Here is a 13193-nt window from a genome sequence, read left to right on the forward strand (position 1 = left end):
TGGTGTGTTCTTCTAAGCTTACTTCTTGATCTGCTCCCTGCATACGGCTGCGAAATCTTCCGGATAATGTCCGTTGATAAAACGAAGTTGGGCCTCGGAAAATGCTCCTGGGGATTCAGGTAATCTCGGCAGGAATGCATAGAGCAAAGGCTGATCCTGACGGGCAGCAGCTCTTAGTCGTTTCGGGTATTCTATGGAGGTGACCATCTTTGCTCCAAGTCCGGCCAGGACTTTCTGGGCTGTAAGTATGCCCCTGTCCAGGGAGTGGCGGGTGCTGCTGTTAGCTTCAACAATATTTCCGACCAGCCAACCGTTTGTGTCTGGCAAGGTCATGAGCTGTAATTCCCACTGAGATGTCTGTGCTTTGGGAACAAAGAGTATGACGTTTTCATCCTGCCAGACGATAAGGCTCGATTCCAGATCTGCTCTTCCGTCCATCCTCCTGTTGCTCTTTATGGCGTTTCTGTAATCCGTAAAGAAACTATTGCCTGTAGCCTCTTTATAATGATCGATAACATCGCTGATCAGGTCGCCACAGCCATAGGCGGGGATTTCTGCATGACTTGATTCAAGAGATCCGCTATAACCGCTTACTGAATCGGGAATCATGGAGTATTGCTGGTGAACCTGTTGATGCGAGGCGTGTAAACGGTAGCGGGAGGGGGCATAGTCGAAGCCGAAATTCCAGCCCCACAGGGTGGCCGTTGTCGTTTGGGCACCTGATGTAATTTTTGATAGTACCTCCTGGCGAAGTGATTCCAGTTCGCTTGCACTAAGGACGCACGGTTTTTGAGGTAAGTCGATTGCCAGTTCTTCAGCTAGTCTTATATATGTGCGCTGGTAATAGAGGTGACGAAGTCCCTTCATGTCACTGTTTTTCAGGTCGGAAACACTATAGCGGATACTGTCTTCTGCCATGTTTGCCGCGTAATGACCACCCGCAATATAGGAATTTCTGCGAAGATATTCGTATACATGACTTTCTCCATCCTGGGGCCATTCTCCAACTATTTCACTGCCGCCCTGGGCTCCCGGCCGGATCACCATGGCAATTTTATATACATCAGGCAGGTGTGGGTTGTTGGCCACAGCTTCAAAAAGAAGATGTTTGGCAATGAGAGGCCGTACCGAACCGTTTGCCCGTGTTGTGTAGACGAGCCCGGACGGTTGCCCGTTCTCATCAATTTCAAAACTGCAGCTGAGATGTGCCAGTTGTATCAAGTCTTCCGGGTCGGTGGAACAGGTGGCCAGCGAGAGCAGAACTGGTTCCGGTAATCTTGAGAAGAGGGAGGGGGAGGTACCGGTATCCTGCAATACAGCTGTCATCGAAACCTGCTCGGGTGGTGCGATCCTGATTCTCTTATAATTCTCAGCGCTCGCATCTGCCCACTCCTTGTCGATGAAAGTGGCTCCCTTGAAAGGGAAGGGATTGTGAATTTCAAAAATCCAGTCGGCGTTTTCCACCTTCACGTTCTGTTCAGGGTAATTTCTGCTGTTATCGACCTTGGGGCCGTCTTCCATACAGCCCAGGGTAATCACGTTTGTGGTCGCCCGCATGTTTGTAACTGTGTAGTTCGGCTTGTGAATGCCGTAAACGAATTGTCCATCAGGTGTTACGCAACTTCGAAATGTCCTCATATCGACTATCTCCTCAATTTACTTGTCTTTCCAGATGGCAAGTGCCTGCTGGTAGACCTGAGAGCGCGATAGGCCGAGGTCGGATGCCAACTGGCGGCAGGTGTCTTTAAGTGACAGGTCAGAATTATCCCTGTACCAGATGAGGAGCTCCTCAACATTATCACCTTCCGGTTGTTCCACATCGTTAGCTGGGCTAATGATCAGGACAAATTCCCCTTTAGTGGTCAGGTTATCTTTGTCGTCAACCAATGCTTGCAGTGAACTGCGCCTGAACTCTTCATATGACTTGGTAATCTCCCGAGCCCAGAGGATTTCTCTGTTGCCGAGGCTCTCGAGGGCCTCGGTCAGAAAACCTTCAATTCGTCTGGGAGCTTCATAAAAAACAACCGGGTACTCCGAGTGAACAAGCGAGTCGAGAAGTTTACGGCGCTGGTTTTTCTTGGCGGGGCTAAAGCCTATAAAAAGAAAACGACCGTCACTAAACCCCGAGCAGGAGAGTGCAGCGGTCAGTGCTGAGGGCCCAGGTATCGGGCAGACTGTTATCTGAGCCAGGTGGCAGAGTTCCACAAGGACAGCGCCAGGGTCTGAAATGGCCGGAGTTCCCGCGTCACTGACCAGCGCAATATTGAGTCCCGAGCGAAGCTTTTCTAAAATCTCCCGGCCACGTTCCTGTTCCTTCTCCCTGTAATAACTGATCAGCGGTGTATTGATGTCGAAATGATTGAGTAGTTTTTTGGTGTGACGAGTGTCTTCGGCAGCAATCATGTCAACTTCCTTGAGAATTCTGAGCGCTCTCAAGGTGATGTCTTCAAGGTTGCCGATGGGCGTTGCTACAACATAAAGTGTTCCGGGTGAGGTTTTAAGGTCGTTGCTCATATTTTTCCGCAGAAGAGAAGGGTTGGCCAAGTAGAATTACTGAGAGCTATTATGAACAATCCCTTTATAAAATGCATCTTCTTTGTTGACATTAGACAGGTATACTTTAATATATGAGCATGTGTTCATATAGTGAATGGAGAACTTCATGACAGACGAAATATGCGGGTCGAGGATAATTCATAAAGAGAAGATTGATGCGGCACGAGAAGCGGCACTGGTTCCTCAGGAGGTTGAGGGCTTAAGTCAGTTGTTTAAGGCGTTTGGCGATCCCAGTCGGTTACGTATTCTGTATGGATTGATAAACAGGGAGATGTGTGTCTGTGATCTCGCCGCTCTGCTTCAGATTTCGGAATCTGCCGTAAGCCATCAGTTGCGGCTGTTGCGAACCTTGCGGCTGGTAACAAACAGGCGTGAAGGGACGGTTCTTTACTATAGTTTGGCGGATGAACATGTAACGGAACTTATTCAGGTGGCGCTGGTCCATCTGCGGGAAGAGTAAGTGATTGTTTGTAATTTAATTTTGAGTAGGTGACCGCTTATTATGTTATTAGCAGTTGGCGCAGATATTATCAGGGAATTCTGGCATATCCTTTTGGATTCTTCGTTCTACATCCTTTTGGGTATTTTGATTGCGGGCTTTTTAAAGGTGTTCCTGAATGCGGATGTTGTTCAAAAACATCTTGGCAAGGGACGATTCAGTTCTGTTTTCAAGGCGGCATTTTTCGGTGTCCCTTTACCGCTCTGATCATGTGGTGTGTTGCCGGCGGCAGCATCACTACAGAAACAAGGTGCCAATAAAGGAGCGACAACCGCCTTCCTGATTTCCACACCTGAATCCGGGGTGGATTCCATCGCGGTTACCTATGCTCTGCTTGATCCGGTCATGACGTTGGTGCGGCCAATTGCCGCCTTTGTGACAGCCATTAGCGCGGGGCTTGTTGAAAATTTGCTTGATTGGCCCAAAGAGACAAGAGATAACAGTGAGGTAAAGAGAGTCCCCGTCCTACATTCTGCAGGTGGGGATTGTTGTGACACTGATTCAGGACACCAACCTACGCTTAAGGAAAAGGTCTCTCTGGGTTTTCAGTATGCAGTAAAAGATGTGTGGGGCGATATCGTTGTCTGGTTTTTTATTGGTCTTATCCTGGCAGCTTTCATCAGTGCCCTGATACCGGAAACATGGATGGAAAGCCATCTGGGAGGCGGGATCACTTCCATGCTGATTATGCTCGTTATAGGTATTCCGCTGTATATTTGTGCAACAGCATCAACACCGGTGGCAGCGGCATTGATTCTTAAAGGAGTCAGCCCTGGTGCGGCACTGGTGTTCCTGCTTGTTGGCCCTGCTACTAATGTGACATCATTGTCAGTTCTTTTTGGTATTCTAGGTAAGAAAAGCACGTTTCGATATCTGCTGATCCTCTCGGTTGCTGCCATTTTGTTTGGGTTAGGGGTTGATTATCTTTATCGTTTGCTTGGTATATCTCCGAAAGCGATATTAGGCAGTGCCGGAGAGGTCGTTCCATACGCTGTAAAGGTAGCCGCGACCCTTCTTCTACTCATTTTTTCTATCCGCCCGCTGACTGCTCATATTCGAAAATTATTCAATAGAAAGGGAGGCGAGACTCATATCGTATCAACCCTGCCCGATTTACGAAGCAGTGGTGGAGCGATAAAGCTCAAGGATCAGAGCTCGCTTTCCGGATGTAACTGTAAACACAAAAATTCTCCTGAGCAGGTTCATTCCAAATCCTGATCGACCGGTGCCATTTTTACGATTCTGTTAGGTACCTGTTTACAGTTGTTGAAAAAGGACGAATGTGCCTATAATGGAGACGTCGTCCTTTAATGGAGAGTCTGGTCTGTATCACACATGATAAAATATGAGAGAAAACATGAACAAACACATTGGAATATTAACTGCCGGAGGTGATAGTCCAGGTTTGAATGCTGCCATCCGGGGTATCGGTAAAACTGCTCTCAGTAGTGGGAAAATACAGATTGTTGGTTTTCGGGATGGGTTTCGCGGCCTCATGGAAAACAGGACCATGAGGCTGGATTGGGAAGTCCTGGCCTCAATCTTGACCCAGGGCGGAACGATCCTCGGGACCAGCCGGGATAAACCGCATAAAATGCCGGTTGGCAGTGAAGTGATGGATATGACGGAGGTCATCTGTGACAACTATCGTCGTCATAATCTGGATGCACTTATTTGTATTGGGGGAGGGGGCACCCAGAAAAACGCCTATCGACTGGCCCAGAAAGGTCTCAATATCCTGACCCTGCCCAAAACAATCGATAACGATGTGGGAATGACCGATTGTACGTTCGGTTTCAATACCGCTATGGAGATAGCAACTGAAGCGATTGACCGCCTTCACTCCACGGCTCATAGCCACCATCGAATAATTGTGGTGGAAATCATGGGTCATAATGCCGGGTGGCTTGCTCTTGGGGCCGGCTTGGCTGGCGGGGCAGATGTCATTCTGATCCCGGAAATTCCCTATGACCCGCTTAAAGTCGCACAGGCAATCCGGGAGAGACAGCACCGGGGAACTAATTTCAGTATAGTGGCGGTGGCTGAGGGTGCTTTGGCCGTCGATGAGCATGCCAAGATTACGACGATGAAAGAGAATAAAAGCAAGGCCAAGGCGGAGGGAGACACCAAGATCAGTAAGAAACTGTCTGAGGAGATTAAGGCCTTTTCAGCTACACTGACTAAGAATACGCTCAGGCTGACAAACCAGTTGGAGGAATTGACAGGGCTGGAGTCACGACTGACAATTCTCGGGCACCTGCAACGGGGTGGGACACCGTCAGCTGCTGACAGGGTCCTGGCAACCCGCCTGGGATGTGCCTGTGTCGAATATTTCGAAAAAGGGGTGGGTGGATGTATGGTCGCAGTTAAGGGAGATTCAACGGTCCCAGTGCCTCTTGAGGAAGTCGTCGGGAAACGATATACAGTGCCGCTGGACCATGATTGGATAAGGGCAGCGAGGAATGTGAATACCTGTCTGGGTGACTGAACCATTTACCTTTATAGCGAAACTTGCCGGGAAGAGAGTTACTGCACCGGCCTGGTTACTTTATGTCTCGATAATATAGCTCTGGATGATGCACGTGACTTGTAATAAAACGGGTTGTTATCATTTCAGGTGAAAATGTCAGATAAGTTATGTAATACTACTTGGGTACCTGTCGGCCACACTTCTCTGTGGCTTCATTATATACCGGAATATTATGACCTTAAAACAGAAAATATTTATCCTCGATACCAACGTAATCCTCCACGATAGTTCCTGTCTCTACCATTTTGAAGAACACGACATCATCATACCCATTACCGTTCTTGAGGAGCTGGACAACTTCAAGAAGGGAAGCCAGATAATAAACTTTCATGCCAGGCAATTTATCCGCTCTCTGGATGAACTGAGTTCTGATAAATTATTCAATGGTGGTATGAAGATTGGACCGGACAATGGCAAGATCGCCATCCGCCTGGAACAGCCGATGCATGAAGATCTGACTATCAGCTTTCACAATGCGGAAAAACCCGATCACAAAATCCTGAATGTGGCGTATTGCCAGTTAAAAGAACAAGCCGACAAAACGGTCATTCTGGTCAGTAAAGACATGAACCTGAGAATGAAGGCCCGCTCTATTGGCCTCATGGCAGAGGATTACACGACTGATCATGTACAGGAACCACAAAAATTATATACAGGTTGTCGCCGTGAGGAATGTTCCGAAGAGGTTATTGAACAGATTTACCAGGTCGATGATAACTGTATAGATATTAATAGTGTTCAGTCGGAGTGTCCGTTTCAACCAAATGAATTTGCGATTTTGAAAAATGGTCGAAAATCGGCCCTTGCCACCTTCAAGAAGCAACTAAACGGTTTGAAATTAGTACATAAACTGAGCGCGTATGGGATAACTCCCAGAAATGCTGAGCAATCTTTTGCCGTTCATGCTCTCCTGGATCAGGATCTTCCACTGGTGACGATCACCGGCAAGGCTGGTACGGGTAAAACGCTCCTGGCCTTGGCATCAGCTCTGGAATCTCGGTCACGGTACCGCCAGATATTGCTGACACGGCCTGTTGTGCCTTTATCTAATAAGGATATTGGTTATCTGCCGGGCGATATTCAGTCAAAAATCAAACCGTATATGCAGCCTCTGTATGATAACCTGGGCGTTATCCGCAACCAGTTCTCAGATAATAGTGAGATGTACCAAAGGCTTCAGCGTATGATTGATGATGAGAAGCTGATAATCGAACCGTTGGCCTATATCAGAGGCAGAAGCCTGGTGAGGATGTACATGATTGTGGATGAGGCTCAGAACCTTACCCCGCATGAGGTGAAAACGATCATCACCCGTGCGGGGGAGGGCACTAAGATCATCTTTACCGGAGATATTTATCAGATAGACCACCCATATCTGGATGTACACTCGAATGGCTTAAGTTCGTTGATATACAAGATGCAGGGACAACATCTTTATGCTCATATTGATCTGAGGAAGGGCGAACGTTCAGAGCTTGCCGAGTTGGCAAGCAACCTCCTCTGATAGATAATATTTTAAAAAAACAAAGAAGGATTAATTGGCTGAAGGCTGGTTAGTCCTTTTTTTCAGCCCCGATACGGCGTCCATGTATTGACCTGATGACATAGCGTCCACTGCCAATCAGTCGGGGATTCCAGGTACATTTAAAACTGATAACCTGTTTAACAGACAAGAGCTTGGCGATCCCTATAGGAAGATCAAAGCCAATTCCTTTCATGGAGATATCGTGGAGATCGATATCGATCTCCCGCCTGTTCGGCAGAACAACTACAGCTTTACCCGTTTGGTTGTCTCTAGGGATGGTTCGCCTGTTTAACAGGCAGTGACTACGTGCCCCGCATTTATTGCAACGTACAGACCGTCTGCGAGCATCACCAGGCACGGACAGGTAACTGCGTGCCCCGCACTCACTACATTTGAATTGCATTCGGTTATTGATAACACGATAGGTTTTAGTCCGTGGCATGGCCCCCTCCTTTCCTGCTGTCGTAATGTTGAGTAGCTAGAAATATCATATCGGGTCCTTTTGGTGCTGCTCTTCGGTAACTGTACAACATTTTACTACATATTCAAAATTTTGATTATACTTCGCCAGTCCTGTTGTAATGGAACACAGTTGTAGCTTTCGGGTTGGCTGAACGTATTTCAGACAAGAGTTGTAAGAGATTTTCGGTGGGAAGCTGTTTCATGTCAAAGCAGTATCTTCTTTGAATTTCCTGGTTTGGGGCTGTTTGAATGTATCCACGTGAAGACGATAATACATCAGGAATGGTAAGCTTTTGGTCTTTTTCCAGGGTGATACTGAGGGTGCCTGACAGCTTGTCTCCTTTAAGGAGGCGCTGGTTTAATAAGACGGATGTGACTGCCGCGAAGGTCAGACAACCGGTCAGGATGACCATGATACTGACAGGTGACAACGCTTTGATTGTATATTTGATTTCAAAGGCCGGATCCTGCCCTTCAGATTTTAAAAATAACTTTCCACCTTCGATACTTGTTGAGGCCTGTTGGATAGGTACGAGGTTTCCTGACAAAAGTGCAGGCATCATATCGACCGATTTATGAAATGGCTGGTAAAGGGTGGCAGCAGTAATTTCAACTGTTCCCCTATCCTTGAGCGGGTCTAACCGGATGAAATTGATGGTATCGGTAAATTTCAGTGGGAACTTCAGCTCTTCATAATCAAGAGTTATCCTGCGCTTGGCTGATAGTTTCTCCTGGTAGATATTGGCTTTATTATGCCAGAAAACCTGCGTCGTACCGATACGGTTTGCTTTCGCGGTTATTCGTAGCTCAGCAGCAGCAGAAAAGTACTGAAGGGTAATGATCGCAACAGCTAAAAGGGACCAAAATACCCAGATGCAGAAGAATTCAGTTAAGAAAATACGGGACAGCTGTTTCTTCATCGTAACAATCTATATTGCCTGGTTACGGTTGTAGAAGAAATTGAGAGTGATCTCTGCATTGATCGCATGAATCTTCTTCTGAAGTTGTAAGATTATATCTTCCCTGGTTGTCTGGAAGTTATAGGAAATAACAGTCTGCCCCTGGTTCTGTGATATACTGTCAAGGCGTCCTGTGGTGAGCTCCGTTTCCAGCAGGGAAATAATATCATTACCCCTGTCTGCATAAATGCGATCAGGTATATCTATTATGACCATGCCGTCGTTTTGGTGCACTGTGAGAAAGCCACTGCTGTATCGAAGGATGATAAGTGCCATGAGAGCACAGCAGTGAATAATAGCCAGAAACAGGAGGTTGAAGGTGGCACAACAGAGTGATGTCGCGACAACGAGCATGATGAATCCGATCTCTTCCGGTTCTTTTATTGGAGTTCGGAATCGTACAATCGACAAGGCTCCAAGGAGACCGAGTGAAAGCGGCAATGAAAATTGAATGGCTATAAAAATCGCGGTAATGGACATGCCGAGCAAAGGGAATGCACGGTAAATCATGCTGCCGGTTGATCGGGCCTTATAAAACCTGACGTATAAAAGAGAGATAAAGAAGGCGGAAAAGAGAGAGATCAGCATGACACCCAGAAATGGGGCAACGCCAATCTCATCCATACTTTTAGAGCCGAATCCGGTCAGGATGGCTAACCAGTCTGTAAGTTGTGTATCCATCGGTGCGTCTTCCTTTAAAAATGAATATTTTTGACCTGTGCGTAACAGGTACTGTATTTTGAAAAAGATGATTTCCGGCAATCAGCCAGGGCGATAAGGGGATGCAGATAGTCCGGAAGGGAACCTGAGAGGTTTTTATACTCAAAGACCGCAGTGGTTAATCGACTTGTTCTATGTTCGGGAATAAGGGTGGGATTGCAACGTGGCACATGTATGTCACTGTCCACAGAGATCCTGGCACCGTTAAATGGCTCGACGTACCTGGTTCTGGTGTAGGTAATCTGGAATACGGGAAGCAGAGGTTTTGTGATGAGAATACCACTGTCAGCCATAATGTCGCGGACCTGGTGGAATTCCAAGCTGTCCAGCTTGTTCTCAGTTACCCATGTACTACCCTGAGGTAGCTGTTTACGTATTTTCTTTCTGGCGCTACCTACCTTATGTTTTACCTCTAAAAAGAGCGATGGGTAGGTGCTGTTTTGCCGAAAGGAAGAATACCATCGTAGCCTGACCTTCGTTTTAAGGTAATCGCTGCTGAGTTTTTCATGAAGATAGATGAAATCCCTGGTATCAAAATAAATGGAAGAGATTATACCTTCATGATATTGAGGATCAGGTTCACATCTGGTTGCGAGCCATTGTCGCAATATCTTTGCACGACAATTATCAAAAACGAATTTGGTTTCGTGCTCGCCTATCTGGTTATTTACGTTTCTTGCTTGCATTAATCTCTAGCTAAGATATGGGGTTTAAAGTCCGTGCAGATATTACACGTTTATCAACCAAATATCATCAATCTATTATCGTAAACTAATAAAACCATCGGGTTGTTTGTGGGAGGATCAGGACAGGTATATAATGAATCACCAACGCAAAAACCCCGATCAGTCTAAACTGATCGGGGTTTTGTATATATAAATCGGCGGCGACCTACTCTCCCACATAGTTTCCCATGCAGTACCATCGGCGCAGAAGAGCTTAACTTCCGTGTTCGGAATGGGAACGGGTGGAACCTCTTCGCTATGACCGCCGAAAAGAGAAATCGTGCTACTTTTCGGTATATGGGGAAGGGGAGTGGTTTATGACATCCTTCCCTTGGTAAAACAAAGATAATCGAATAGTAGGGTAGTAGTAGTTAGTTTTAATCAAAAAAATGTGGATAAGCCGCACGGCTTATTAGTATCGGTTAGCTCCATGTGTTGCCACACTTCCACACCCGACCTATCAACGTTGTAGTCTACAACGAGCCTTCAGATGACTAATGTCATGGGAAATCTCATCTTAGAGTGGGCTTCCCGCTTAGATGCTTTCAGCGGTTATCCCTGCCGAACTTAGCTACCCAGCAATGCCCCTGGCGGAACAACTGGAACACCATAGGTTCGTCCACCCCGGTCCTCTCGTACTAGGGGAAGATCTCTTCAAATTTCCTGCGCCCGCAACAGATAAGGACCAAACTGTCTCACGACGTTTTAAACCCAGCTCGCGTACCACTTTAATTGGCGAACAGCCAAACCCTTGGGACCTGCTTCAGCCCCAGGATGTGATGAGCCGACATCGAGGTGCCAAACCTCCCCGTCGATATGGACTCTTGGGGGAGATAAGCCTGTTATCCCCGGAGTACCTTTTATCCGTTGAGCGACGACCCTTCCATGCGGAATCGCCGGATCACTAAGACCTACTTTCGTACCTGCTCGAGATGTCTCTCTCGCAGTCAAGCTCCCTTATGCCTTTACACTCTTAGGCTGGTTTCCAATCAGCCGGAGGGAACCATCGCGCGCCTCCGTTACTCTTTAGGAGGCGACCGCCCCAGTCAAACTACCCACCAGACAATGTCCTGGATCCGGATTACGGACCGCAGTTAGATTCCTAAGATAACAAGGGTGGTATTTCAAGGGTGACTCCATCGACACTGGCGTGCCGACTTCAAAGTCTCCCACCTATCCTACACATGTTACCTCAAAAACCAATGCCAAGCTGTAGTAAAGGTTCACGGGGTCTTTCTGTCTTGTTGCGGGTAACCGGCATCTTCACCGGTACTACAGTTTCGCTGAGTCCCTGGTTGAGACAGTGGGGAAATCGTTACGCCATTCGTGCAGGTCGGAACTTACCCGACAAGGAATTTCGCTACCTTAGGACCGTTATAGTTACGGCCGCCGTTTACCGGGGCTTCGGTTCAGTGCTTCGCCTAAGCTAACACGTCCCCTTAACCTTCCGGCACCGGGCAGGCGTCAGACCCTATACTTCGTCTTTCGACTTCGCAGAGTCCTGTGTTTTTAGTAAACAGTCGCTCCCCCCATTTCACTGCAACCAGACTAGGCTTCATTAGTAAATAATTACACCCTGCTGGCACACCTTCTCCCGAAGTTACGGTGCTATTTTGCCGAGTTCCTTAACCAGAGTTCTCTCAAGCGCCTTGGTATTCTCTACCTGCCTACCTGTGTCGGTTTACGGTACGGTCACAATCATAACTAGATACGAGGATTTTCCTGGAAGCATGGAACCAGCCACTTTGTTGTCTAAAAGACATCGTCATCACGCCTCAGTCTTAAAGGTACCCGGATTTGCCAAAGTACCAAACCTACACGCTTAAACCGGGACAACCAACGCCCGGATGGCCTTACCTTCTCCGTCCCCCCTTACCATAACATTATGATAGTGGTACAGGAATATTAACCTGTTTCCCATCGACTACGCCTCTCGGCCTCGCCTTAGGAGCCGACTAACCCTGAGCAGATTAACTTGACTACAGGAAACCTTAGGCTTTCGGCGACAAGGTTTCTCACCTTGTTTTTCGCTACTCGTGTCAACATAAGCTCTTGTGGAACCTCCAGCACTCCTTACGGTGTACCTTCTCAGGCGGCCACAATGTTCTCCTACCATCTAGAAAGCTGATTTAAACCTATCAATTGCTGCTTAGCCGGGGAGGGTAGTTGCTCGCAAAATTACCTCTCATCCCAACTTCATTAATAAACTTAAATCAGCTTTCTAGATCCGTAGCTTCGGTACTATGCTTAGCCCCGTTAAATTTTCGGCGCGGATTCATTAGACCAGTGAGCTATTACGCTTTCTTTAAAGGGTTGCTGCTTCTAAGCCAACCTCCTGGTTGTATAAACAATTCCACATCCTTTCCCACTTAGCATAGATTTTGGGACCTTAGCTGACGGTCTGGGTTGTTTCCCTCTCGACCATGGAACTTATCTCCCACAGTCTGACTCCCACACTAGAACTTAACGGCATTCGGAGTTTGAAAAGAGTTGGTAAGCCGGTGGGCCCCCTAGTCTTGTCAGTGCTCTACCTCCGTTAGTCATCATGTGAGGCTATACCTAAATATATTTCGGAGAAAACCAGCTATCACCGAGTTTGATTAGCCTTTCACTCCTATCCACAGCTCATCCGAACAGTTTTCAACCTATATCGGTTCGGGCCTCCATCTCGTGTTACCGAGACTTCACCCTGGCCATGGATAGATCACCCGGCTTCGGGTCTACCCCATACAACTAAACGCCCTATTAAGACTCGCTTTCGCTGCGGCTCCACCTCGCGGCTTAACCTCGCTGCATAGGATAAGTCGTTGACTCATTATGCAAAAGGCACGCTGTCACACCTGATATACATGGTGCTCCAACTGCTTGTAAGCTAACGGTTTCAGTTTCTATTTCACTCCCCTTCCGGGGTTCTTTTCACCTTTCCCTCACGGTACTCGTTCACTATCGGTCATCGGTTAGTATTTAGCCTTGGAGGATGGTCCCCCCATATTCCCACAGGGTTTCACGTGTCCCGTGGTACTCGTTCTAGCTAGGTCAAAATGTATTTCGTGTACCGGACTATCACCGTCTATGGTAGGCCTTTCCATACCTTTCCACTATACATTTTTGAATCCATGTCGCTAAGTTGGGCTGATCCGTTTTCGCTCGCCGCTACTCACAGAATCTCAATTGATTTCTTTTCCTGCAGGTACTTAGATGTTTCAGTTCCCTACGT

9 protein-coding genes, 2 rRNA genes and 1 pseudogene (1 of these 12 cut by a window edge) are annotated in these 13193 nt (G+C 47.3%); 4 read left to right on the forward strand and 8 right to left on the reverse strand.

Annotated features, from left to right (window positions below; all coding sequences use genetic code 11):
* Positions 1-18: 18 nt before the first annotated feature.
* Both GA520_RS05650 and rsmI read right to left on the reverse strand, forming a co-directional pair.
* Positions 19-1638 carry a hypothetical protein gene (locus tag GA520_RS05650; protein WP_163340849.1) on the reverse strand — a complete coding sequence of 540 codons (1620 nt, stop codon included), beginning with the start codon at positions 1636-1638 and terminating at the stop codon, positions 19-21.
* An 18-nt stretch (positions 1639-1656) separates the two neighbouring features.
* A complete protein-coding gene (gene rsmI / locus GA520_RS05655) occupies positions 1657-2514 on the reverse strand; it encodes a 16S rRNA (cytidine(1402)-2'-O)-methyltransferase (RefSeq protein WP_163340851.1) in 858 nt (285 codons plus the stop codon).
* Between the two features lie 148 nt (positions 2515-2662).
* Between rsmI and GA520_RS05660 the strand changes: the two genes are divergently transcribed.
* From GA520_RS05660 to GA520_RS05680, 4 genes and pseudogenes are all read left to right on the forward strand, one after another.
* Positions 2663-3016, forward strand: a complete 354-nt coding sequence (locus GA520_RS05660; protein WP_163340853.1) for a metalloregulator ArsR/SmtB family transcription factor — start codon at positions 2663-2665, stop codon at positions 3014-3016.
* 42 nt (positions 3017-3058) lie between these two features.
* Positions 3059-4078, forward strand: a pseudogene (locus tag GA520_RS05670) (SO_0444 family Cu/Zn efflux transporter); the annotation flags it as partial.
* Positions 4079-4412: 334 nt separating this feature from the next.
* Complete coding sequence (locus GA520_RS05675; RefSeq protein ID WP_163340857.1) at positions 4413-5543, forward strand: 6-phosphofructokinase; 1131 nt, start codon at positions 4413-4415, stop codon at positions 5541-5543.
* A gap of 214 nt (positions 5544-5757) precedes the next feature.
* Positions 5758-7089 (forward strand): PhoH family protein, encoded by a 1332-nt coding sequence (locus GA520_RS05680; protein WP_163340859.1) that lies wholly within the window; start codon positions 5758-5760, stop codon positions 7087-7089.
* Between the two features lie 49 nt (positions 7090-7138).
* On the opposite strand, the gene GA520_RS05685 is transcribed toward GA520_RS05680, so the two are convergent.
* The 6 genes from GA520_RS05685 to GA520_RS05710 form a co-directional block, all read right to left on the reverse strand.
* Complete coding sequence (locus GA520_RS05685; protein ID WP_163340861.1) at positions 7139-7552, reverse strand: hypothetical protein; 414 nt, start codon at positions 7550-7552, stop codon at positions 7139-7141.
* Between the two features lie 115 nt (positions 7553-7667).
* Positions 7668-8492 carry a hypothetical protein gene (locus GA520_RS05690; RefSeq protein ID WP_163340862.1) on the reverse strand — a complete coding sequence of 275 codons (825 nt, stop codon included), beginning with the start codon at positions 8490-8492 and terminating at the stop codon, positions 7668-7670.
* Between the two features lie 9 nt (positions 8493-8501).
* Positions 8502-9212, reverse strand: coding sequence for a DUF4956 domain-containing protein (locus GA520_RS05695; RefSeq protein WP_163340864.1), 711 nt, complete (start codon positions 9210-9212; stop codon positions 8502-8504).
* 14 nt (positions 9213-9226) lie between these two features.
* Positions 9227-9937 (reverse strand): VTC domain-containing protein, encoded by a 711-nt coding sequence (locus GA520_RS05700; RefSeq protein ID WP_163340866.1) that lies wholly within the window; start codon positions 9935-9937, stop codon positions 9227-9229.
* Positions 9938-10129: 192 nt separating this feature from the next.
* Positions 10130-10246 (reverse strand): 5S ribosomal RNA (gene rrf, locus GA520_RS05705).
* Positions 10247-10367: 121 nt separating this feature from the next.
* Positions 10368-13193 (reverse strand): 23S ribosomal RNA (locus GA520_RS05710); it runs 182 nt beyond the window's last position.

This window comes from Desulfopila sp. IMCC35008, assembly GCF_010646885.2.
Lineage (GTDB): Bacteria > Desulfobacterota > Desulfobulbia > Desulfobulbales > Desulfocapsaceae > Desulfopila.